This window comes from Gordonia prachuapensis, from assembly GCF_036350515.1.
GTDB classification, from domain to species: domain Bacteria; phylum Actinomycetota; class Actinomycetes; order Mycobacteriales; family Mycobacteriaceae; genus Gordonia; species Gordonia prachuapensis.
Window position 1 is genome coordinate 202792 of sequence record NZ_JAZDUE010000007.1, and the last position, 23014, is coordinate 225805.

18 protein-coding genes are annotated in these 23014 nt (G+C 66.3%); 6 read left to right on the top strand and 12 right to left on the bottom strand.

The window, feature by feature from the left end:
* Window positions 1–92: 92 nt before the first annotated feature.
* Window positions 93–1058, bottom strand: a complete 966-nt coding sequence (locus V1Y59_RS10470) for a hypothetical protein (protein ID WP_330504886.1) — start codon at window positions 1056–1058, stop codon at window positions 93–95.
* A 670-nt stretch (window positions 1059–1728) separates the two neighbouring features.
* Between V1Y59_RS10470 and pstS the strand changes: the two genes are divergently transcribed.
* Genes pstS through pstB form a run of 4 tightly spaced genes read left to right on the top strand, consistent with a single transcriptional unit; the run spans window position 1729 to window position 5718 of the window.
* The gene (pstS, locus tag V1Y59_RS10475) at window positions 1729–2850 is read left to right on the top strand and encodes a phosphate ABC transporter substrate-binding protein PstS (protein ID WP_330504887.1); all 1122 of its coding nucleotides are present in this window, start codon (window positions 1729–1731) and stop codon (window positions 2848–2850) included.
* Between the two features lie 41 nt (window positions 2851–2891).
* Complete coding sequence (gene pstC / locus V1Y59_RS10480) at window positions 2892–3983, top strand: phosphate ABC transporter permease subunit PstC (protein WP_330504888.1); 1092 nt, start codon at window positions 2892–2894, stop codon at window positions 3981–3983.
* Entirely contained in the window at window positions 3980–4906 is a 927-nt protein-coding gene (gene pstA, locus V1Y59_RS10485; protein WP_330504889.1) for a phosphate ABC transporter permease PstA, read from the top strand. Before pstC ends, pstA begins: the two co-directional genes overlap by 4 nt.
* A 35-nt stretch (window positions 4907–4941) precedes the next feature.
* On the top strand, window positions 4942–5718 hold the full coding sequence (pstB, locus tag V1Y59_RS10490) for a phosphate ABC transporter ATP-binding protein PstB (protein ID WP_330504890.1): 777 nt from the start codon (window positions 4942–4944) through the stop codon (window positions 5716–5718).
* 104 nt (window positions 5719–5822) lie between these two features.
* Here the strand turns inward: pstB and V1Y59_RS10495 are convergent, their stop codons facing one another.
* The 7 genes from V1Y59_RS10495 to gad form a co-directional block, all read right to left on the bottom strand.
* On the bottom strand, window positions 5823–5987 hold the full coding sequence (locus tag V1Y59_RS10495; protein ID WP_330504891.1) for a hypothetical protein: 165 nt from the start codon (window positions 5985–5987) through the stop codon (window positions 5823–5825).
* A 169-nt stretch (window positions 5988–6156) separates the two neighbouring features.
* Window positions 6157–6819, bottom strand: a complete 663-nt coding sequence (phoU, locus tag V1Y59_RS10500; RefSeq protein ID WP_330504892.1) for a phosphate signaling complex protein PhoU — start codon at window positions 6817–6819, stop codon at window positions 6157–6159.
* Window positions 6820–6921: 102 nt separating this feature from the next.
* Window positions 6922–9096, bottom strand: a complete 2175-nt coding sequence (locus tag V1Y59_RS10505) for an LCP family protein (RefSeq protein ID WP_330504893.1) — start codon at window positions 9094–9096, stop codon at window positions 6922–6924.
* Between the two features lie 181 nt (window positions 9097–9277).
* Window positions 9278–10432 carry a tRNA dihydrouridine synthase DusB gene (dusB, locus tag V1Y59_RS10510; protein WP_431309145.1) on the bottom strand — a complete coding sequence of 385 codons (1155 nt, stop codon included), beginning with the start codon at window positions 10430–10432 and terminating at the stop codon, window positions 9278–9280.
* A 56-nt stretch (window positions 10433–10488) separates the two neighbouring features.
* A complete protein-coding gene (locus V1Y59_RS10515) occupies window positions 10489–11481 on the bottom strand; it encodes an acyl-ACP desaturase (RefSeq protein WP_330504894.1) in 993 nt (330 codons plus the stop codon).
* Window positions 11482–11722: 241 nt separating this feature from the next.
* A complete protein-coding gene (locus tag V1Y59_RS10520; RefSeq protein WP_330504895.1) occupies window positions 11723–12235 on the bottom strand; it encodes a nuclear transport factor 2 family protein in 513 nt (170 codons plus the stop codon).
* 57 nt (window positions 12236–12292) lie between these two features.
* On the bottom strand, window positions 12293–13696 hold the full coding sequence (gene gad, locus V1Y59_RS10525; RefSeq protein WP_330504896.1) for a glutamate decarboxylase: 1404 nt from the start codon (window positions 13694–13696) through the stop codon (window positions 12293–12295).
* Between the two features lie 142 nt (window positions 13697–13838).
* On the opposite strand from gad, the gene V1Y59_RS10530 reads away from it, so the two are divergent.
* The gene (locus V1Y59_RS10530) at window positions 13839–15239 is read left to right on the top strand and encodes a WS/DGAT/MGAT family O-acyltransferase (RefSeq protein ID WP_330504897.1); all 1401 of its coding nucleotides are present in this window, start codon (window positions 13839–13841) and stop codon (window positions 15237–15239) included.
* A 43-nt stretch (window positions 15240–15282) separates the two neighbouring features.
* On the opposite strand, the gene V1Y59_RS10535 is transcribed toward V1Y59_RS10530, so the two are convergent.
* Window positions 15283–17334 (bottom strand): NAD(+) synthase, encoded by a 2052-nt coding sequence (locus V1Y59_RS10535; RefSeq protein WP_330504898.1) that lies wholly within the window; start codon window positions 17332–17334, stop codon window positions 15283–15285.
* Window positions 17335–17398: 64 nt separating this feature from the next.
* On the bottom strand, window positions 17399–18595 hold the full coding sequence (locus V1Y59_RS10540; RefSeq protein WP_330504899.1) for an acyl-CoA dehydrogenase family protein: 1197 nt from the start codon (window positions 18593–18595) through the stop codon (window positions 17399–17401).
* Window positions 18596–18919: 324 nt separating this feature from the next.
* Between V1Y59_RS10540 and V1Y59_RS10545 the strand changes: the two genes are divergently transcribed.
* Window positions 18920–20053 (top strand): thiolase family protein, encoded by a 1134-nt coding sequence (locus V1Y59_RS10545; protein WP_330504900.1) that lies wholly within the window; start codon window positions 18920–18922, stop codon window positions 20051–20053.
* Window positions 20054–20335: 282 nt separating this feature from the next.
* On the opposite strand, the gene V1Y59_RS10550 is transcribed toward V1Y59_RS10545, so the two are convergent.
* Window positions 20336–21586 (bottom strand): HNH endonuclease, encoded by a 1251-nt coding sequence (locus V1Y59_RS10550; protein ID WP_330504901.1) that lies wholly within the window; start codon window positions 21584–21586, stop codon window positions 20336–20338.
* Window positions 21587–21733: 147 nt separating this feature from the next.
* Window positions 21734–22927 carry an acyl-CoA dehydrogenase family protein gene (locus tag V1Y59_RS10555; protein ID WP_431309146.1) on the bottom strand — a complete coding sequence of 398 codons (1194 nt, stop codon included), beginning with the start codon at window positions 22925–22927 and terminating at the stop codon, window positions 21734–21736.
* Window positions 22928–23014 lie beyond the last annotated feature (87 nt).

Sequence of the window (23014 nt, forward strand, 5' to 3'; positions counted from 1 at the left end):
GAGGCGAGTTGCCGGTGATCGGTTGATTGCGACCCTAGGCGCTTAGGATAACCTTGCCTAATTCTCAGCGCGTTTTGTGGGTCTCCTCACCGCTACTCGGAGATGACCGCCAAGGCGTGGCCGACCACTGCCGTCAGGGCGTCGGAGACCCGATCGCCGTCGATGACGTCGGCGTGGAACGCCGCCGACAGGCACAGCGCATGGTCGCCCACGGTCGAGGACGTCACGGTGATCCCCGCCGGCGACACCGGATCGCTGACCGTGTAGTTGAACGCGAGGTCCGGGTCGGTGAACGGGGAGAACTGCGTCTGCGGTATCCGTCCCACGTAGGAGTGCAGCAACTCGGCGCGGACCGCGGCCGGATTCGCGGCGACCCGCCATGCGCTGTCGGCGTCGAGCGAGGATCCGGCGATCCTCAGCTTCGTGCTGCCGACGACCAGGTTCGCGACCGGCCGGCCGCTGCGGTACGCGGCGGCGATCATGTCCTTCACTTCCGGTGCAGAAGTACTGGTGTTCAGGGGAAACGTGAGACCTGCCGAGAACGAGGCCAGTGTGTCCATTCGCCGGGGGAGATAGGGCCGTACGTCGAAGGGGATCGTGACGTCGCGCCGGGTGTCGATTCCGGCCTGGGACAGCGACCGCAGCAGCGCACAGGTGACGATGGCGAACATGCTCACCCCGGGGAGGTGGCGGTCGCGGGCAGCACGCAGTTCGGCGATCTGGTGATCGTCGATGCGGATCGTCCGGGCGCTCGGCGTGCTCCGGGACACCGCGCAGGTGGGGGCCTGCGGCCCGGTGTCGGCTGTGGTCCGGCCCGAGTGGTGAAGGCGTGCGAGCTCGACCAGCCGTCGTGGATCGCCGCCGAAGGTGCGGGCGGCCGCGGCGGCCAACGGGTGCCGGCCCCGACGGTAGGGCGCCCAATGCGGATCCGTGAGTGCGACCCCACCGAGCATGACGTCGACCACGGCTTGCGAGAACGCCACGTCGCCGAGTCCGTGGCTGAATTCGATGGCAACCCACTCGCCCGCGAGTACCACCCGAAGTCCGGTCTCGGGCATGCCGCGCACCGTACGGAGGAGATCCAGCGGGTCCGCCGTGAGCGAAAGGGGTGCCACTTCCGCGACCGACACGGCTTGGTCGGTCTCGACCGTGTGCCAACGCTTTTCCCGGGCCGACGGGCGCAGCCCGAGACGGAACGCCGGCCCGGCCGCGGCCATGGCATGAAGACGGTCGACTGCTACGTCACGTGATGGAACCGCCATCGGACCGAACACCGACGCCGACCGACGTCGGCTGTGCTGGAGATCGAGGGAGGTCATCGGGACGCCCGCGGCCGGATCGCGTGAAGCGGAAAGGCCCGAAACGGAGAGTCGCCGAGCGAACGGGATGCCCATGATGATCGATGCACAGGGTAGCAACACCCCGCGACCGGACCGTGAAACGGTTCACCCCGAGTTCACCATTCGTCCACCGCCCGTAGCCGATGGACGGGTGACGAATGTCGGGTCGGCGCAGATTCCGATGAATCGTCGCGGATCTCGGCTTCACATTGCTGCACAGAATGGCCGCACTCGTGAGGGACGTATCACATTCCCCAAGGTACGGGGGTGGGTATTCATCTTCCGTTAACCCTCGGGGTGCGGAGTGTCCACCAGCGAATCTTAGTGTCTGAGCGACCGGGCGTGGTCACCGTTGTGGCGCGCCATGATCTGATGCTGGAGGAATCCTGTGAAATTGAGTCGTCCCGGTGTTGCAGTGGGCTCCTTGTTGGCCACGTCCGCGCTCGTGCTGAGTGCGTGCAGTGACAACTCGGAGAGGGGAGACAACACCGCTGCGCCTGCGTCCGCAGTGGCCGACATCCAGTGCGAGGGCAAGCAGAACCTGCAGGCCAGTGGCGCCACCTCCCAGGCCAATGCGATGACGATCTTCTCCACCTCGTTCGCCCAGACCTGTCCCGGATTCGAACTCGCTTACGGCGGTGGCGGTTCCGGCCAGGGCGTGTCGGACTTCACCCAGAACCTGACCGACTTCGGCGGCTCTGACTCGGCGCTCGAGGGCGAGGATGCCGCCGCCGCCCAGCAGCGCTGCAGCTCCGAGGCCTGGAACCTGCCACTCGTCTTCGGTCCGATCGCCGTCGCCTACAACGTCGAAGGTGTCGACGACCTCGCGCTGTCGGCCCAGACCATCTCGGCCATCTTCGGCGGCGAGATCACCAACTGGAACGACCCGGCCATCGCCGCCGAGAACGAGGGCGTCGAACTGCCGGATCTGCCGATCAGCGTCATCTACCGCGCCGAGGAGTCGGGTACCACCGACAACTTCCAGAAGTACCTGACCGCCGCCGGCGGCTGGGACAAGGGCGACGGCAAGACCTTCAACGGCGGTGTCGGCGAGGGCAAGCAGGGCAACCCGGGCGTCGGCTCGGCGGTCGGCCCCACGGCCGGCAGCATCGCCTACGTCGAGTGGGCATACGCAACGTCCAACGACCTGTCGATGGCCAAGATCATCACCGAGCAGGACCCGGAGGGCGTCGAGCTGAACGCCGAGACCGGCGGCCAGACGATCGATTCGGCCACCCTGGCCAACGGTGACGAGAACCACAACATGGTGATCGACACCCAGTCGTTCTACAAGCCGACCCAGGCCGGCTCGTACCCGATCGTCATGGCAACCTATACCCTGGTGTGCTCGGACTACGCGGATGACGCCACCGCCCAGGGCATCAAGACCTTCCTGAACGTGGCGTCGGCACCGCAGAATCAGGGCCAGGATCTGCAGAACGCGGGCTACATCCCGCTGCCGCAGGAGTTCCAGACCAAGCTGCAGGGCTCGATCGAAGCCATTCAGTAACTGCGGCTCGAACTCGACCGAGAGAATAGCGATCACACATCATGTCCGTGGATGACACCACCGGTGTCGGCCGGAGCCGGGCGGGTAAACACTCGTCCGGCTCGGCGCCGACCCCGACACCCGAGCAAGATCCGAACCGCACACCGGATGACCGCGAGCTAGAGGAACAATTGCACCCGGGGCTGCAGAGCAGTCGCGGGCAGATGGGTGACCGCGTTTTCTCGTACCTGGCGCAGGGCACCGGCCTGCTGGTCATCATCCTGATCGCCGGCATCGGGGTCTCGTTGCTGATCGACGCGATCCCGGCCATCACCGAGAACAACGCGAACTTCCTGTTCTCGTCGGACTGGAACACCAGTGGTCAGGCCTTCGCGGACGGAACCGCCTCCTTCGGCGTCTGGGAACTGTTCCGGGCGACGATCCTGACATCGTTCTTCGCCCTGTTCCTGGCGACGCCGGTGGCGATCGGCATCGCGGTGTTCCTCGTCGAATACGCCCCCTCGAGCATTTCTCGGCCGCTGGCCGCGGTCATCGATCTGCTCGCGGCCGTGCCGTCGATCATCTTCGGTCTGTGGGGCATCTACGTCCTCGCCCCGGTGATCTCCCCCTTCGCGGTCTGGCTGAACGACACCTTCGGGTGGTTCTTCCTGTTCTCCAGCGGCAAGACATCGATCACCGGTGGCGGCACCATCTTCACCGCCGGCATCGTCCTGGCCATCATGATGCTGCCGATCATCACCTCCATCACCCGCGAGGTCCTGCGCCAGACGCCGAGTGGTCACAAGGAGGCCGCTCAGGCGCTCGGCGCGACCAAGTGGGAGGTCATCCGGATGACCGCCTTCCCGTACAGCCGCTCCGGCATGATCGCGGCCTCGATGCTCGCCCTCGGTCGCGCGCTCGGCGAGACGATCGCCCTGATGATCATCCTGAGTGCCGCCGTCGGCCAGTTGAAGTGGTCGCTGTTCGAGGGCGGCGACACCTTCGCCTCGAAGATCGCCCGAGACGTCGGCGAATTCGTCGGCAGTGAGGCCTCGGCAGGGGCGTACATCGCCGCCGGCCTGGTCCTCTTCGTCCTCACATTCGTCGTCAACGCGATCGCCCGTGTGATCGCCGGTGGAAAGGTGAACGGATGACCGTGACCGTCGATACGACATCGGGTGGGCCGGTCAAATCCTCACCCACCGCGTTCCGTGAGGTGTCGGCCAGCCGAAAGTTCCGCAACGAGGCCGCCCGCGTGACCTTCGCGCTGTGCTTCGTGCTCGGTGTCATCCCGCTGGTGTGGCTGCTGTGGACGGTCATCTCCGAGGGTGCCCCGGCGCTCACCGATCCGAACTGGTGGTTCGGCAACGCCTACGGCGTCGACACCACCACCCAGTTCGGGGCCGGTATCTCGCAGGCCATCATCGGCACCCTGATCCAGGCGCTGATCGCCACCGTGATCTCGGTGCCGATCGCGGTCATGACCGGCATCATGCTGGTCGAATACCCGACCAGTCCACTGGTGAAGCCGGTGAGCTTCATGGTCGACATCCTGGCCGGTGTGCCGTCCATCGTGGCCACATTGTTCATCTTCACGGTCTTCGTGATCGGGCTCTCGATGGGTCAGAGTGCGTTCATGGTCAGTCTCGCGCTGATCCTGCTGATGATCCCGATCGTCGTCCGATCCACCGAAGAGATGCTGAAACTGGTGCCCGACGAACTCCGTGAGGCGTCGTACGCGCTCGGTATCTCCAAGTGGCGGACCATCGTGAAAGTCGTGCTGCCGACGGCGATGTCGGGCATGCTGTCCGGCATCTTCCTGGCCATCGCGCGCATCATGGGCGAGACCGCGCCGGTGCTGATCCTCGCCGGTCCGGCCAGTTCGCAGGTGCAGACGAACCCCTTCGACGGCGGGATGAACTCGCTGCCGCTGTTCATCAAGGACATGTGGTCGGCGGCCCAGCCGGCCTCGGGCTTCTACTACTGGGGAGCGGCGCTCACGCTGATCATCATCATCGCGGTGCTGAACCTCATCGCCGCGATGACCGCTAAGTTCCTCGCCCCCAAGACCAAGTAACGGCGCGACCGCCGCCACACAGCAAAGGCATCATCATGGCCAAACGCCTCGACGTCAAAGACCTCAACATCTATTACAGCAAGTTCCACGCCGTGAAGGACGTGACCCTCGCCGTCCCGCCGCGCAGCATCACCGCGTTCATCGGCCCGTCGGGCTGCGGCAAGTCCACGGTCCTGCGGACGCTGAACCGCATGCACGAGGAGGTGCCGGGCGCATACGCCGTCGGCAGCGTGCTGCTCGACGGTGAGGACATCTACGCCAAGGGGATCAACCCGACCGCGGTGCGCACCACCATCGGTATGGTCTTCCAGCGGCCGAACCCGTTCCCCACCATGTCGATCCGCGACAACGTCGTCGCCGGTCTGAAGTTGCAGGGGGTGCGCAACAAGTCCCAGCTCGAAGAGGTGTGCGAACGCAGCCTGCGCGGCGCGAACCTGTGGGAAGAGGTCAAGAACCGTCTCGACAAGCCGGGCGGTGGCCTGTCCGGCGGTCAGCAGCAGCGTCTGTGCATCGCCCGGGCGATCGCCGTCTCCCCGGACGTGCTGTTGATGGACGAGCCGTGCTCGGCGCTCGACCCGATCTCCACCCTGGCGATCGAGGACCTGATGGGTGAGCTCAAGAAGGAGTACACCATCGTCATCGTTACCCACAACATGCAGCAGGCCGCTCGTGTCAGCGACCAGACGGCGTTCTTCAACCTCGAGGCCGTCGGCCAGCCCGGCCAGCTGATCGAGATCAACGACACCGAGACCATGTTCTCCAACCCGAGCAAGCGGGAGACCGAGGACTACATCTCGGGTCGCTTCGGCTGAGTCCCGACCTCAGGTTCTCCGAATCCGAAGAGATCGCGCCGCGGACCGTTCACCGGTCCGCGGCGCGATTACTATCTCGGGTTCGTGCTGGGGTTTCGCAGCTCTCACATGTTCGCGAGCAGGAGCACCAGTAGCGCGATGAGAGACAGCGTGACCCCGCTGTAGGTGAGGATCTGCCGTCGATGCGCGGCAGCCGTCGGCTCGTCGTCGTCGACAGCGTTGAAGTCGGGTTCCACGCTGCCGGGTTCCACGCGATGGTGCCGATCCATGTGGGACACCTTAACGCCACGCACGTCGGGCAACGAAATCCCAAGTCCGGCTTGGTGAGGGCACTCTCATCCGATGGGTCGGCGAGGTTCAGCTCGCACCGGCTGTCCGCACAGACGACGACACCGCCGTCCCGAACGGAACGGCGGTGTCGTCGACGTCCGAGAGCGGTCAGGAGACCTCGAGGAACTGTTCCGGGGTCTGACCGGTGGCCTGGAACACCACACGCCGACCGATGAGCACCGCGTGGTCGGCGAACCGCTCGTAGTAGCGTCCGAGGAGAGTGACATCGACGGCCGCGGCCACACCGTGTCCCCAATCCCGGTCCATCAGGACCGTGAACAGGTGGCGGTGGAGGTCGTCCATCGCGTCGTCGTCCTCTTGCAGACGAAGCGCGTCCTTCGGGTTCTGCGTGTTGAGCACCTCACGTGCGGTCTCCGCCAGCTGCACCGCCAGGCGACCCATCTCCGCGAAGTAGCCGTTGACCTCCTCGGGGAGCGCCTTGGCCGGATGGCGGCGACGCGCGACCTTGGCGACATGCAGTGCGAGAGCGCCCATGCGGTCGGCGTCGGCGACGATCTGGAAGCCACTCACGATCCCGCGGAGGTCACCGGCCACCGGCGCCTGCAGCGCGAGCAACGCGAAGGCCTGCTCCTCGGCGCGGGCCGACAGGTCGTGCATCTTGTCGTTCTCGGTGATGACCTCCTCCGCGATGGCCAGATCGGCCTGCAGGAGGGCTTGCGTGGAGCGGGCCATCGTGGTGCCGGCGAGCTCGCACATCTCGCCGAGGATGGTGTTGAGCGCGTCGAGCTGCTCATGGTAGGCGGTACGCATGCCTACTACAATACGTGGCTCACGTGTCCCACTAGCCGCCGAAACAGTGAACGCCCAGTGAACGCGGCGTGCACCTTGTCCGCTTCGCGAAGAACGCGCAGGTCAGCTGCAGTTCGTGTCGCCGGCGTTGGTGACCGCGAGATCGTTGGGCAGGTTCGACGTGTTCGACGCGGGCGCCAGCTGCGGCACCGAGATCGTGCTGCCGACGGCGGGCGCGGAACCGACCGAGCCGTCGAAGTCTGATCCGAGGATCACCTCGACGCCCGACTTCACGGTGCGGTCGAGCTGAATCGACGCGCCGGGGAACATGGCGGCCAGGGTGGCCGCGGAATCCTGCTCGCCGCCGCCGTACCGGATGACGGTGTCCTCGCGGTTCTCGGAGGCGTCCGCCACACCACGCACGTCGAAGCCCATCGACACCAGCTGATCCGAGGTGTCACCCGCGGCGCCGGTGCGGCCGGTGCCGTTGAGAACGCGGACACCGACGTTGCCGGGATTCTGTGCGGTGGCGGCCAACTGCGTGGGAGCCGCTTCCGAGGTCGAGGTGCTCGGCGTGCTCGACTCCTCCGAGCTGCTCGACGTCGACGAAGACGACTCCTCCCTGGCCTGCTCACCGGGCAGCGGGTCGTCGTCGATGATCGCGTTGAAGATCGCGTTGATGTCGTCGGTCCGCGGGATCTCGTTGTTCAGTCCGTCCATGGATGTACCCGAGGTGGGAATCGTCAGGAAGGTGACCCGGCCGGCCTCGATGCCCTGCATCGATTCGGCGAGATTCAGCAGCGACTGTGTGTCCACGCCGTCGACGAAGCTGTACTCGATGAAGGTGTTCACGATGCTGTTGAGCTTGTTGGGATTCGACAGCACGTTTCCGGAGAGCGTCGACCGCAGCAGCGAGGACATGAACAGCTGCTGCCGCTTGATGCGGCCGTAGTCGCCGTTGCCCTCTGATGCGATGTTGCGCGCCCGGACGTAGTTGAGTGCGCGTCGGCCGGTGAGTGTCGATGTCCCCGGTTTGCGCAGCACCTGGCCGAGTTCGTAGTCGTAGAGCGGCGTGGGGGAGCAGACCTGCACGCCGCCCAACGCCTTGACGACCTTCTCGAAGCCGTAGAAGTCCATCGCGATGAACCGGTTGATGTTGAGGCCACTCATCTGTGTGATGACGCTGACCAGGCATTCCGGTCCGCCGTCGGCGTAGACGCCGTTGAGTTTGACGTCATAGGCGGCCGGTAGCGCGGCGCCATAGGTGCCGGTGTCGTTGTCCCACTGCCGGCAGTCGGGCCGGTCCACCTGGAGATCGCGGGGGAAGGACACCGCGACCACGCGACTGCGGTTCGCGGGGATGTTCACCAGGATCACCGTGTCCGAGCGAGCACCGGCGGCGTCGTCGGTGGTGCCGGCGCCCACCCGGGCGTTCTGGCCCGCTCGGGTGTCGGTTCCGACGATCAGGTAGTTCTCGTCGCCGTACTGGGCGTCCTTGTTCCGGATGTTCTCGTCTTCGGGGTTGACGGCGTTGATCGTCTTCCAGCTGCCGTCCCACGACTGCAGGTAGCCCCACACGAATCCGGTGCCCACCAACGCCATGACGCAGGCCACCGCGACGAGGATGCGGCCCGTGGTGGTGACGTTGCGGCCCAGGTTGCGTCGGCCGGCCGAGGATCCGGGGTGGCGCCGCGGCCGCGAGCGCGGCGGGATCGTGTCCGACAGGTCGGGGGTGGGCTGCAGCGGACGTACCCGGCTGCCCTGCCCGCGGGATTCCTCGGTGACCCGCGCTCGGGTGGCGTCGTCGGAGAGATCGACGTCCGAATCGGTCGGGGCGTCCGACGGCCCGACCGCCGGGATCTGCAGCGTGACGTCGTTCTCGTGCGGATAGCGCGTGAGGTCGTCGAAACGGTGGACCTCGGTCGGTTGGTCGTCGGCCGACGGCTGCCGTGGGCCTGCGCCCGAGGGCGGTGTGCTCGCGCGTTCACCGGCGGGGGCATTCGAGCCGCGATCCCCGGGCTCTCGGTCGTGGGGTGCACCCGCGTGCGGGCCGTCCTCGCCGGCCGCGTTCATCTGCTCCATGAGCTCGCGAACAGTGAGACGGGTCCGGCCGCGCACATAGCGGTCGGTCGAACGAGGTTCGTGCAGGGCGCCGTGGGCGGGGATCGCGTTGTTCGGCGCCTCGCCGAACATGTTGGAGAAGTCGTGCGAGCCACCGGAACGGCCGGCGCGCCGGCTCCGGCGGGGCGTTGTGCCCTCGTCGGCCGGCTCGTCCGGTTCCGAACTCCTACGACTCAACTCTTACCCCTTGACCCCGACTGACTCGGCGCGACTCATGTGGTGGCGTCGGCTTCGGCGCACCATGACATCGTCCCTGCGCGTGCGGGACCTCCGCGTCATAGTACTGATGGCACCTGAGAACATTTCTCAGCCACGTCGGGGGATTCGCCGCCGTGACCGACCGGTGATCTGCCCGTGCTCAGCCGCCCGAGTGCATGACCTCGGCGCCCGCGGGGACCACGTCCTCGTCGGGATCGTCGAGCCAGCCCTCGGGCAGCGCGACCTTGGCAGGCGAGCCCTGCCGCCCGCGCGGCCCGTGCCCGTCGGCGGGGAACTCGGCGTCGGCCGGCAGGGTGGCGACCAGGTCGCGCAGTTCGTCGAGGGTGTTCACCAACGCCAGTCGGTTGCGCAGGTCGCTCCCGGCGGGGAAACCGCGCAGGTACCAGGCGACGTGCTTGCGGATCTCACGCATGCCCTTGTCCTCGCCGTGGTGGGCGGCCAGCAATTCCCCATGCCGCACGATGATCTCCGACACCTCGCCGAGATTCGGCTGCGCCGGGGCGGGCAGGCCGTTCAGTTCGGCCGCCAACTCGGCGAACAGCCAGGGCCGGCCGAGGCAGCCGCGGCCGATCACGACACCGTCGCACCCGGTCCGGCGCATCATGGCGACCGCGTCGGAGGGTTCGAAGATGTCGCCGTTGCCGAGTACCGGCACGTCGGTGACGTGCTCTTTGAGACGTGCGATCTCGTCCCAGTCGGCGGTACCCGAATAGCGCTGAGAGGCCGTGCGGGCGTGCAGTGCGACGGCCTGTGCACCCTCGGCGGCCGCGATCCGGCCGGCGTCGAGATGTGTGTGGTGGTCGTCATCGATGCCGATCCGGAACTTCACCGTCACCGGGATCGACGTGCCCTCGGTCGCGCGGACCGCGGCGGCAACGATGCGCTGGAACAGCTTGCGCTTGTACGGAATCGCCGATCCGCCGCCCTTGCGGGTCACCTTGGGGACAGGGCAGCCGAAGTTCATGTCGATGTGGTCGGCGAGGTTCTCGTCGACGATCATCTTGGCCGCGGCGTAGGTGTTGTCCGGGTCGACGGTGTACAGCTGCATCGACCGCGGGTTCTCGTCCGGGCCGAAAGCGGTCATGTGCATCGTCACCGGGTGACGCTCGACGAGCGCACGCGCGGTGACCATCTCGCAGACGTAGAGGCCCGAGACCGTACCGGTGCGCGCCAGTTCGAGTTCACGGCACAGCGTGCGGAACGCGACGTTGGTCACGCCGGCCATCGGGGCCAGCACCACCGGACTGGCGAGTTCGATCGAGCCGATGCGGAGTGATGGACGATTCCCGGGCAACAGCGAACCGGCGCCCTCGGTGTCCGAAGGCGCCGGCCGGCTGATGACTGCGGTGCTCAGGATGCCTGCTTCTCCCGCTTCTTGGCCTCGCGCGCGAGGGAGCGGTCACGCATCTCCTCGAAGCGGAGGGTGTCCTTCTCGAGCTGCGCGAGGAAGTTGCCCAGCTCTTCACGGGTCTGCTCGCCCTCGCTGGTGAAGTCGTCGCGCTCGAAGACCTTCCACTTGCGCAGCACCGGCATGATGACCTCTTCGAGGTGCTGGCGCAGGTCGTAGATGCCGTGCTTGGCCATCAGCACGCCGTTTCGGCGGAAGTTGGGCATCCCGGCGCCGGGCATCTGGAAGTTGGTGACGATGTCGGTGACCGCCCGCAGCGTCTGGTCCGGCGCGATGTCCATGCCGGCGCCGCAGATGTTGCGGTAGAAGATCATGTGCAGGTTCTCGTCGGCGGCGATGCGCTGCAGCATCTTGTCGGCGATCGGGTCGTTGCACGCCTTGCCGGTGTTGCGATGGCTCACCCGCGTCGCGAGCTCTTGGAACGTCACGTAGGCCACCGAGTGCAGCAGGCCCAGTTCGTCGGCGTGGTCCTCGAGTTCGTCGACGCGTCCGGCAGCGGCGAGCATCGGGTCGTAGCCGTTGGTCATGTGGATCATCCGGGCCTCTTCCAAAGCGACCGGATCGACGCCGCGGGTGACCACCAGGTAGTCGCGCATGACGATGCCGTGGCGGTTCTCCTCGGCGGTCCACCGTCCCACCCAGTGGCCCCACGCCGAGTCCATCGAGAAGTTGTCGGCGATCACCCGGTGGTAGGAGGGCAGGTTGTCCTCGGTGAGCAGGTTGGTGATCATCGCGGCCTTCGCGACCTCGTCGAGCTGCGACTGCTCGGGGTCGTAGTCCACGCCGCCGAGCGCCGCGAAGTTCTTGCCCTCGTCCCACGGAACGTAGTCGTGCGGGTTCCAGTCCTTGGCGATCTTCAGGTGCCGGTTGACGTTGTCCTCGGCGACCGGCGACAGCTCCTTGAGCAGTTCGAGCTGGTTCAGCTGGCGTGCCATAGTTTCCTCCGAACGGTGACGGTCGTGGTCCGCATGTCATGTCTGATGGGTTCGGCGGGCCGACTGACATGGTGATCAGTCGTTCAGGGTACGTCACCTGCTCCGGTGGACCCAAGCACCGCACTTACGCAATCGTAACCAGCGCGGCGCGTCGTTACGCGTTCATCGCGTGTCGCCGGTCACGGATGGTTGGCGTGGCCCCGTGTTCCCGCCTCATCTGCGGGTTCGCGAGGCAACTGCGTCAGCCGCGCCGGGCGAACATCTTGCCGACGGTCTGCATCCATCGGTTCGCCTCGTCGTCGAGAGTGCCCAGGTCAGCCGCCTTCTCGCACCACCGCATGGCCGCCTGTCCGAATTCCATCGGGTTGTAGACATCCTCCTCGCAGTTCCAGAGGCCGTCACCGGCATAGGTGAGGATCGTGATGTTGGTGGCCGTGATGTGGGTGCCGTCACCGGGATCCCGCATCGGGTTGTCGACTTCACAGATCACCCGGCCGGTCGGGGCGTCGACGACATGCCACAGCGACGGGAAGCCGGTCATGTGGCTGCCCGGGAAGGCGGTCATCGTCTTCCAGATCCAGGCCCGGATCTCTTCGCGGCCGGTCATCGTGCCCAAGGCGTGCTCGATGTAGCGGGCGTCGGTGGTGAACATCTCGGCGAACCGGTCCCAGTCGCGGGTGACGGCGATCTCGGCAACCGTCTTCTGGAATTCCCGGAACGCGTCATCGAGCTCGGCGTGGCTGTAGTTGCTCATCGAGGACCGAGCGTACTAGAACGTGTTCTACCGAAGCCTGTTTTCCGAGGGAACGGCTCAGTGGTGGAATCCGGTGGTGGTGTGCGGCGTCGGCATCGGGCCGTCGAGGCTGTCGAGGTATTCGACCGAGCTCCGGATGTCACGCATCAGGACGTCGGCGAGATCGCGGGACAGGCCGTTGCGCACCACGATCCGCTGGACCCACTGGTCGGCGAGGTTGTCGGGCAGCGGGTAGGCCGGCACCAGCCAGCCCTTTTCGCGTAACTGCGACGACAGGTTGTCCAATGTCCAGTTGGTGGAGCGTCCCGGAGCGAGCTGCCACGCGAAGACGGGGATGTCCGAACCGTCGCTGCGCAACTCGAAGTGCTCCATCGCCCCGATCGCCGATGACAGATAGAGCGCGACGTCCTGACAGTTCTGCTGCACCGCGCGATAACCGTCGAAACCGAGGCGGAGGAATTGGTAGTACTGCAGCAGTACCTGGGCGCCGGGCCGGGAGAAGTTGAGCGCGAAGGTCGGCATGTTGCCGCCGAGGTAGCTGACGCGGAACACCAGGCTCTCCGGCAGCAGGCTTTCCTCGCGCCACACCACCCAGCCGATGCCGGGGTAGACCAGCCCGTACTTGTGGCCGGACATGTTGATCGAGGCGACCCGCTCGAGCCGGAAGTCCCACACCAGGTCGGGTTGGAGGAAGGGGGCCACCGCTCCGCCCGATGCGGCGTCGACATGGATCGGGATGTCGAGACCGGTCGACGCCTGGATCTCGTCGAGCGCGGCCGCGATCTTGTCGACCGGTTCGTAGGCGCCGGTGTAGGTCACGCCCATGATCGGCACGACGCCGATCGTGTTCTCGTCGACGTACGAGGCGAGGTCGTGCCCGTCGAGCAGGGGATGTTCCTCGGTGATCGGTACGTAGCGGGCCTCGATGTCGAAGTAGTTGCAGAACTTCTCCCAGCACACCTGCACCGCCGACGACATGATCAGGTTGGGTGTGCCGACGGGTTTGCCCTCGGCCTTGCGGCGTTCGACCCATCGGCGTTTGAGCGCCAACCCGCCGAGCATCGCCGCCTCCGACGAACCGATCGTCGACGTCCCGACCGCACGGGTCGGGTCGGGCGCGTTCCACAGATCGGCGAGCATTGTCCAGCAACGTGTCTCGATCGCCGCGGTCTGCGGGTACTCGTCCTTGTCGATCATGTTCTTGTCCGCCGACTCGACGTAGAGCCGGTTGGCGTGGTCGTCCATCCAGGTGCCGACGAACGTGGCGAGGTTCTGGCGCGCGTTGCCGTCGAGCATCGCCTCGTCGTGGACGATCTGATAGGCGGTCTCGGGCAGGGATGACGTCGCCGGGAGCGAGAAGCGCGGGAACTCGGTGGCCTCACCGGGTCGCGTGAACAACGGGTTCGCATTCACCGGCAGATCGGCGACATCTTTACGGTCGACATCGAGATGATGATCCATACGCCAAAACCTAGGGCGAACACGGCATCGACCGGTCATACTTCCCGCATGATTGGGCCGGATGATCGACGCTGTGGGTAGTCGGACAAACGGCCATGGGTCACCGTGCGGTGAGGGGTGACGAGCGAGTGAGGTGGTGGCAATGCAGCGTCTGAGCGGCCTCGACGCGTCGTTTCTGTATCTGGAGACCCGATCCCAGATGATGCACATCATCGGTCTCATCGAGATCGATCCGTCGACCGTGCCGGGCGGCTACAGCTTCGTCAAACTCCGTGACGAACTGCAGCGGCGGATCGCGGCGATGCCCAATTTTCGTCGCAAACTGGACAATTCGATGCTCAACATCGATCACCCGGTCTGGATCGAGGACGATGACTTCGACATCGAGCGCCACGTGCATCGCGTCGCGGTCCCGGCGCCCGGCGGTGAGGCCGAGCTCGCCGACCTGTGTGGACACCTGGCCGGGCAGACGCTCGATCGCGGTAAGCCGTTGTGGGAGTTGTGGATCATCGAGGGACTCGCGGATGGCAAGGTCGCGGCGATGCTGCGTACGCACCATGCCAGCGTCGACGGGGTCACCGGCGCCGAGATGCTGGCGCAGATGTGCACGTTGAGCCCCGAGGCGCCCGAACTGGATCCGGACAAGGTTCAGGAAACGGCAGGGCGGACGTCCCGGACGACGATGGCGCTCACCGGCGCGATGAACTACTTCGTCCAACGACCCATCGCGATGGCCAGACTGATTCCCGGCACCGTCGAAGTACCGATCAACTGGTTCCGGCGCAGCCGCACCAAATCGGCGATGCCGGCCCCGTTCCAGGCGCCGCGCACCAGGTTCAATGCGCCGATCACGCCGCACCGCGCCCTCGCGATGGCGCAGCTGTCGCTCGACGACGTCAAGCTGGTCAAGAACCGGTTCGACGTGAAGATCAACGACGTGGTTCTCGCCATCACCGCCGGAGCGCTGCGTGACTATCTCCAGGGTCACGACGAACTACCGGACCAGCCGCTGGTGGCGATGGTCCCGGTGTCGGTGCACGGCGCCGACGAGAGCTCGCTGGTGACCGGCGGTACCAACAAGGTGACCGGCATGTTCGCGAAGCTCGCCTCCGACCTCGACGATCCGGTGGACCGGCTGAAGCGGGCCGCCGAGCTGGCACGGACGTCCAAGGACCATCACGCCGACATCGACGCGAACATCCTGCGCGCCTGGGCGCAGTTCGCGCCGGGGACGACGATGGCGACGGTCATGAAGTTCTACGGCGATCGGCGGCTGGCGATGTCGCATCCGCCGGTCTTCAACGTGCTGATCTCGAACGTCGCTGGACCCGACTTCCCGCTCTACTTCCTGGGCGCGCGGGTGACCGCGGTGTATCCGCTCGGTCCGGTCTTCCACGGTCTGGGACTCAACATCACGGTGTTCTCCGCCGACGGCCACCTCAACGTCGGCATCCTGACCTGCACCGACCTCGCACCTGACGTGTGGGACATCGCGCACGCCTTCGACCACGAGCTCAAGCGCCTCCTCGAGGCCTGCGACTAGCTAGCCGAGGCCGTCGTCCGGGTGGCCCGACGGCCGATGGTGCCTACAGCGCGTCCAGCCAGACCCGAGCGCTCGCATCGCTCGGCGAGCGCCAATCCCCGCGCGGCGACAGCGATCCGCCGGAGCCGATCTTCGGGCCGTTGGGCATCGCGGAGCGCTTGAACTGATTGCCCATGAACCGCTTGAGGAAGACGCCGAGCCAGTGCCGGATCGTGTCGGTGTCGTACTGATTGCGGCGATCGTCGCCGATCAGTTCCGACCACGCACCTCGGTCACGATCTCCCCACGCCTGCGACGCCAGATACGCCACCTTGTCGGGACGGTAGCCGAAGCGGGTGACGTAATAGAGGAAGAAGTCGTGGAGTTCGTAGGGCCCCACCGTGTCCTCGGTGCTCTGTATGCGGCCGTCGTCGCCGGCGGGCACCAGTTCCGGTGAGATGACGTCGTCGAGGATCTCGGTCAGCACCTCTGTCGTCTCCGCCGAGTATGCACCGGTCGCGATCATCCACCGGATGAGGTGCTGGATCAGCGTTTTCGGAACCGACGAGTTCACGTTGTAGTGCGACATCTGGTCGCCGACACCGTAGGTACACCAGCCCAACGCGAGCTCGGACAGGTCGCCGGTACCCAGGACGATCGCCCCGTGATGGTTGGCCAGCCGGAACAGGTGTGATGTGCGCTCGCCCGCCTGGACGTTCTCGAACGTGACGTCGTAGACCTTCTCCCCGGCGGCGTAGGGGTGTCCGAGATCGGCGAGCATCTGTTCGCACGATGGCCGGATGTCGATCTCGCTACCGCTGACACCGAGCGTGTCCATCAACACGTGGGCACGGCGCAAAGTCGCGGTGCCCGTGGCGAAACCGGGCATCGTGTAGGCGAGAATGTTCTCTCGCGGCAATCCCAGCCGGTCGAACGTGTCCACCGCGACCAGCAGGGCGAGGGTGGAGTCGAGGCCTCCGGACACCCCGATGGCAATCTTGTCGATCCCGGTGGCGCGTAGTCGGGCGGCCAAACCCTGCACCTGGATGTTGCCGACCTCCCGGCAGCGGGCGTCCCGGTCGGCGGAGTCGGCCGGCACGAACGGGAAACGCGGCACCTCGCGGCGCAGGATGTCGCCGGCCGCTGTGTCAGATCCGGCCGCTGTGTCTGATCCGAGTGTTGTGTCGGGTCCGAGCGTGAACCGGATGCGGCGCAGCGGTTTCAGTTCGTCGGCGAAGTCGCCGACCTGATCGCGCAGGCTGATCATCCGCATCCGCTCCTGGCGCAGCCGGTCGAGATCGATGTCCGCGGTGATCATCGCAGCGTCCATCGCGAACAGGTCCGAACGGGCGAGAAGGGTGCCGTTCTCGCTGATCAGCGCGTCGCCGTCCCAGGCGAGATCGGTGGTGGACTCGCCGAATCCGGCCGCCACGTACACGTGGGCCGCGACGCAGCGGGCGGAATGACTGGTGCACAGAGCTTTTCGATAGCCCTCTTTGCCGACGGTCACCGGAGAGCCGGACAGGTTGACCAGCACGGTGGCGCCTGCCAGGGCCGCCCAGGTGCTCGGTGGGATGGGGACCCACCCGTCCTCGCAGATCTCGACGTGCACGCTGAATCCCTCGACATCGGTGGCCTCGAAGATCAGGTCCGCACCGAACGGAACCTGCTGTCCGAGCACGGTTGCCGTCGTCACCGGAGCGTCGCGGGCGGCGGCGAAGAACCGCTGCTCGTAGAACTCGCGGTAGTTCGGGAGGTACGACTTGGGCACGATGCCCAAAATCCCGCCGTCGTGGACCACGGCGGCGCAGTTGTAGAGTCCGTCGCCGACGCGCATCGGCAGCCCCACCGTGATGACCGGCCGCAGACCCCGGCTCGCCTCGACGATCGACGCCAGACCCGTCAGGCACGCGTCGATGACCGCATCCTGGTGGAACAGGTCGTCGATGCTGTACCCGCACAACCCGAGTTCGGGGAACACGACGAGCGCGGCCCCGTCATCGGCAGCCGCGCGCACCAGTTCGACGGTCCGTTCGGTGTTGGTCGCCGGGTCGGCGATCGAGACGATCGGCACTGCTCCGGTGACCCGTGCGAATCCGTGGTCGTAGACAGACACCCCCCGAGCGTATCCCGACGCGGCGGTCCTCGAACGTGTGCGCGGCTCGCGCCGTCGGAGGCGTTCAGTTCTCGCGGTACTCGCGCAACAGACCCTTGCTGATGATCTGCTTCTGGATCTCACTGGTGCCCTCGCCGATGAGCAGGAAGGGTGCCTCGCGCATGAGACGTTCGATCTCGTACTCGGTCGAGTAGCCGTAGCCGCCGTGGATGCGGAAACTCGCCTGTGTGACCTCGGCGCAGTACTCGCTGCACAGATACTTCGCCATGCCCGCGGTGACGTCGTTGCGGTCACCGGAATCCTTGAGACGGGCGGCGTTGACCATCATCAGATGGGCGGCCTCGACCTTGGTCGCCATCTCGGCCAGACTGAACGCCACGGCTTGATGCTCGGCGATCGGCTTGCCGAAGGTGGATCGCTGTTGCGCGTATCGAACGGCGAGTTCGAATGCGCGCTGGGCGATCCCGCAGGCGCGGGCCGACACGTTGACCCGGCCGACCTCGACGCCGTCCATCATGTGGGCGAATCCGTGGCCGGGAACACCACCCAGGATGTCGGTGGCCGGGGCGCGATGGTCGTCGAAGAACAGCTCGGTGGTGTCGATGCCCCGGTAACCCATCTTGTCGATCTTGCGGGGGATCGTGAGGCCCGGCAGCACCTCGCCGAACCCGGAGGGCTTCTCGATGAGGAACGTGGTCAGGTTCTTGTGCTTGCGCTCCTGGCCCTCCTCGGTGCGGACCAGTGCAGCGACCAGAGTGGAGCTCGCGCCGTTGGTCAGCCACATCTTCTGCCCGGTGATCGAGTAGTCGCCGTCGGCTCCGCGCTTGGCGGTGGTGGTGATCGCGGCGACGTCCGAACCGAGGTCGGGCTCCGACATCGAGAACGCGCCGCGGACCTCGCCGGTGGCCATCCGCGGCAGGAACCGCTGCTTCTGCTCGTCGGTGCCGTGCTGACGGATCATGTAGGCGACGATGAAGTGGGTGTTGATCACCCCGGACACACTCATCCAGCCGCGGGCCAGTTCCTCGACACACAGCGCGTACGTGAGGAGTGACTCGCCGAGCCCGCCGTACTCCTCGGGGATCATCAACCCGAACAACCCCATCTCGGCCATCCCGTCGACGATCTCCTGGGGGTAGGTGTCGGTGTGCTCGAGTTCCTGCGCGACCGGGATGATCTGCTTGTCGACGAACCGACGCACATTCGCCACGATCTCCGACTGGACGTCGGTCAAACCGAGTGTCTGGGCGAGACGGGCCATGCTGACCTCTTTCTGTGTGACTGCTGCGTAACCGGTGACCAGCTGCGTGATCGGTGTTCTGCTGCGACCGATCTCTGTGACCGGGCGGACTGCGCTCAGCTCAGCATGCCCTGCACCGAACGGTCGTGGAACCAGGAATCGGCTATCGGAGCCTTAGCGGCTGCCAATCCGCGCCGGGGTCGCCGGTTCGGGCACATAGGCGGTGACTATCGGTCCGTGTGTCCGAATCCTCTTGTCACCGACCCCCACGCCGGGGTGTAGTCGATCTGGGAGAAGCCACTCGACCAGAGCGTTGATCTGCCCGCCGACGAGGAGGAACAGCACATGCGTGATGCCGTCATCGTGGACGCGGTTCGAAGCCCGATCGGCCGTCGCCGCGGCGCCCTGTCCGGAATCCATCCGGCCGACCTGTCCGCCCACGTTCTCGAAGCGCTTGCCGAACGGACCGGTATCGAACCGCAGGTCGTCGACGACGTCGTCTGGGGGTGCGTCAGTCAGACGTCGGAGCAGGCAGGCAACGTGGCCCGGACCGCCGTTCTCGCCGCCGGATGGCCCGAGTCGGTACCGGGTACGACCGTGAGCCGGGCGTGCGGATCGAGCCAGCAGGCGCTGAGCATGGCGGCTGCCGCCGTGGTGTCCGGCCAGCAGGATGTGGTCGTCGCCGGCGGTGTGGAGTCGATGAGCCGGGTGCCGATGGGCAGCGCGGCGCCCAACGGGGAGAGCCAGCCCGCCACAGTGCTCGACCGCTACGGAGTCGACAGATTCAGCCAGGGAATCGGTGCCGAGATGATGGCCGAGAAATGGTCGCTGAGCCGTACCGCTCTCGACGAGTTCGCGCTGCGCTCCCACGAACTCGCCGCACAGGCCACCGATGCAGGTGCCTTCGATCGTCAACTCGCCCCGATCGCCGGTGTGCTCGAAGGGGACGAGGGAATTCGTCGCGGCGGCACGGTCGAGTCCATGGCTGCCCTCAAACCCGCCTTCCGAGAGGACGGGGTGATCCACGCCGGAAACGCGTCGCAGATCTCCGACGGCGCCGCAGCACTCCTCGTGATGGGCAGTGACACCGCAGCGAGATTCGGGCTGACGCCGATCGCACGCGTCCACACCGTCGCCGTCGCGGGCGACGACCCCGTCATCATGCTCACCGGACCGATCGCGGCCACCGCTAAGGCCCTGGAGCGGTCCGGACTGACCATCGACGACATCGGGGTGTTCGAGATCAACGAGGCGTTTGCGCCCGTCCCGTTGGCGTGGCAGATCGAGACCGGCGCCGACCCGGACCGCGTCAATCCCCTCGGCGGTGCGATCGCCGTGGGTCACCCACTCGGCGGTTCCGGGGCGATTCTCATGACCCGAATGGTGCATCACATGCGCGACAACGGAATCCGGTACGGATTGCAGTCGATGTGCGAAGCCGGTGGGATGGCCAACGCCACCGTCGTCGAACTCGTCTGAGGCGCTCAGCCGGCGTTCGGCCGGCGTTCGGCACGTTCATCGACCGGTGACCCTGCCGTCCGGTGTCGCGTACCGCGCACCGTGCCGGCCTGGTGTGGGTCGGCTGGCGGCCGTCGGGTACGTGACACCGGTTGGTGGCGTGGGTGTTTCACTCTGTGGAGTTGTCAAGGTACGGATCCGGTCCCGATCAGGTCGGGTGCGGTCTTGCTGATCGAGTAGCCGCCGAGCCGCTGGGCGAGGTGGCGTATCGAGATCTGTGGGGCGGATACTGCGGGGACAGGGTCAGGCGGCGGCGGGTAGGTTGTCGAGGTTCAACGTTCGTCGGTTGTGGGCGGGCAAGGTTCGGCGCTGTGGGTCGACGGTGACTGGTGGGATGAGCCAGGGGTGGTGGTCGGCGCCGATGATGACGTCCCAGCCGTTGTGGTGGACGTCGGCGTGACAGGCTGGACATAGTAAACACCCGTTCTGCAAGGATGTTTCGCCTCCGTCGGCCCAGTGGATGATGTGGTGGGCGTGGGCTCGGGTGGCGGGGGCGCCGCATTTGATGCAGCCCTGATCGCGTACGTGTAGGGCGCGGCGCAGGTGGGCGGGGAACAGGCGGTGTTCGCGGCCGACGTCGAGGGGGACGCGTTCGCCGTCGACGATCATGGTGGTGATGCTGCTGTCACACGAGAGGCGGCGCAGGGTGGCGTCGGTGATCGATCCCATGAACTCCAGGCTGGACTGGTCGGGTGTGTCGGCGGGAACGGTGAGCAGGACTTGGGTTTTGGGTGCTGACATGGCGCCGGCGGTGTCGATGCGGGCGGCGATGTCGAGCAGGGTGTCCAGGGCGTCGGCGTGGCGCCGCGCGGTGGTGCGGAGGTCGGTGCGGCCGTCGGGTTCGGGTCGTGGCTTGCCGAGTGCTTCGAGGGCGGCGGTGAGTTTCTCGCCGACTTCGACGTCGAGGTCGGCGGTGACGTGCAGGCGGCCGTCGTCGTCGATGTGGGTGGCGAGTTCGTTGAGTTCGCGGTCTTCGGCGGCGGGCAGGCCGTCGGTGTCGTCGGCGAGTTGGTTGCCCAGGGTGCGGGCACGTTTGTCGATGTCGGCGGGGGTGGCGCCGGAGAAGAACTGTCCCAGAAGATCAGTCACGTGATTTAGACGCAGCGCGTCGTCGATCGGTTCCGCTGATCTGCGGTCGATGTGGTGGATACCGCGCACGATCGCATCGACATGCTCACCGGGGATGGCGCCGTCGGCGGCGTGGGCATCCAGCGTCGGCAACGCCTCCAACGATCCGGCGATCCGCAGCAGCCGTTGGGCGACCGATGGTGCGAAGCCCATCACGATGAGCAGTTCGCGGGTGCTGCGGCCGTGGTCGCGGGCAACGCCCAGCTGTTCCAGCATGCCGGCGAGGCGTGCGGCGTGATGGTCGACGAGGTTGCGGACGATGAGCATGAGCTGCATCGCCTCGAACGCGTCATGACCCGACAGGTCATCAACACATAGGTCGCGTAGTAGATCGCTGATGGTGGTGAGATCCCCCGAAGTTCTCATACCTCCAGAGTACACGAACAGATGTTCGATTCAAGGTGAATTGTGAAGTGGTGCAAACACATCCAGCCCCTTCAGTGAACAGCGGTAGACCGTGGTGGACCGCAGTGAACAGAAGTCACACGAGCAACAGGGCGCTGTGTCCGGCACTCACCGCGACCGCTGGGCCCGCTTCACCAGGTTCCCGCCGACTATGAGCCGCTGGATCTCGCTCGTGCCCTCGTACAGACGGAGCAGCCGGACGTCGCGATAAATCCTCTCGACAGGTACCTCGCGCATGTAACCGCTGCCGCCGTGGATCTGCACGGCGAGGTCGGCGACCTCGCCTGCCATCTCGGTGCAGAACAGTTTCGCGGCAGACGGCGCGATCCGTCGATCGGTGTTCTCCACCCATGCACGGGCGGCATCCCGGACCATGGCCCGACCCGCCATCACGCCGGTCTGCTGGTCGGCCAGCATGGCCTGCACCAGCTGGAACTCGCCGATTGCCCGACCCCCTTGAGTCGCTGTCGCGGCCCAGGAAACCGATTCGTCGAGGGCACGTTGGGCCGTACCGACCGCCAGTGCGGCGATGTGCACGCGCCCGCGCGCCAGCGAGGTCATCGCGGCGCGGTAGCCGACATCCTCGCTGCCACCGACGACGGCTTCGGCAGGCACGCGGACCTCATCGAAGTACACGTCCGACGTCCAGGCACCCTCTTGTCCCATTTTGCGGTCCTTGGCGCCGACGGTCACCCCGGGGGCGTCGGCCGGCACCAGGAACACGGCGATCCCCGTGCCCTGCTCGTCCTTCGGTCGGGTCCGCGCGAAGACGACGAACAGGTCGGCAAGCGGGGCATTGGTGATGAACCGTTTCTCGCCGCTGATCACCCAGTCGGAGCCATCGCGCACGGCTTTGGTGCGCAGACCTGCCGGATCCGACCCGGCACCAGGCTCGGTGAGCGCGAACGACGCCACGACCTCTCCCGACGCGATCCGCGACAGCCACGCGGACTTCTGTTCATCGGTGCCGAATCCGACGAGGACCTGGCCGGCGATGCCGTTGTTGGTGCCGAACATGGAGCGCAACGCCAGTGACGTGTACCCGAGTTCCATCGCGAGCTCGACGTCCTGGGTGAGGTCGAGACCCAGGCCGCCCCACTCCTGGGGGATCGCGTAGCCGAAGAGTCCCATCTCCTTCGCGGTTGCGCGGATGTCATCGGGGATGGCGTCGGCCTCGAGGATCTCCTGCTCGCGTGGCACGACCCTCTCGCGGATGAATTCGCGTGTCGCGGCGAGGATGTCGGCGAAGTCGTCAGCGCTGACCTGAGGAGTTGCGGTGGTTGTGTTCATGACACTGGTCATCATCCCACTGTGGCCGTCGGGGCGGGGCCGGTCCACTACGAACTCCCTACCGATCCCTTAGCCGCTTCGAATGGAACATCGGGCCGG

Coding starts and splice junctions, on each gene's coding strand:
- V1Y59_RS10470 (WP_330504886.1), bottom strand. CDS start 1,058: ATGCCCGAGACCGGACTTCGGGTGGTACTCGCGGGCGAGTGGGTTGCC.
- pstC (WP_330504888.1), top strand. CDS start 2,892: ATGTCCGTGGATGACACCACCGGTGTCGGCCGGAGCCGGGCGGGTAAA.
- pstA (WP_330504889.1), top strand. CDS start 3,980: ATGACCGTGACCGTCGATACGACATCGGGTGGGCCGGTCAAATCCTCA.
- pstB (WP_330504890.1), top strand. CDS start 4,942: ATGGCCAAACGCCTCGACGTCAAAGACCTCAACATCTATTACAGCAAG.
- V1Y59_RS10495 (WP_330504891.1), bottom strand. CDS start 5,987: ATGGATCGGCACCATCGCGTGGAACCCGGCAGCGTGGAACCCGACTTC.
- phoU (WP_330504892.1), bottom strand. CDS start 6,819: ATGCGTACCGCCTACCATGAGCAGCTCGACGCGCTCAACACCATCCTC.
- V1Y59_RS10515 (WP_330504894.1), bottom strand. CDS start 11,481: ATGGCACGCCAGCTGAACCAGCTCGAACTGCTCAAGGAGCTGTCGCCG.
- V1Y59_RS10520 (WP_330504895.1), bottom strand. CDS start 12,235: ATGAGCAACTACAGCCACGCCGAGCTCGATGACGCGTTCCGGGAATTC.
- gad (WP_330504896.1), bottom strand. CDS start 13,696: ATGGATCATCATCTCGATGTCGACCGTAAAGATGTCGCCGATCTGCCG.
- V1Y59_RS10530 (WP_330504897.1), top strand. CDS start 13,839: ATGCAGCGTCTGAGCGGCCTCGACGCGTCGTTTCTGTATCTGGAGACC.
- V1Y59_RS10540 (WP_330504899.1), bottom strand. CDS start 18,595: ATGGCCCGTCTCGCCCAGACACTCGGTTTGACCGACGTCCAGTCGGAG.
- V1Y59_RS10545 (WP_330504900.1), top strand. CDS start 18,920: ATGCGTGATGCCGTCATCGTGGACGCGGTTCGAAGCCCGATCGGCCGT.
- V1Y59_RS10550 (WP_330504901.1), bottom strand. CDS start 21,586: ATGAGAACTTCGGGGGATCTCACCACCATCAGCGATCTACTACGCGAC.
- V1Y59_RS10555 (WP_431309146.1), bottom strand. CDS start 22,927: ATGACCAGTGTCATGAACACAACCACCGCAACTCCTCAGGTCAGCGCT.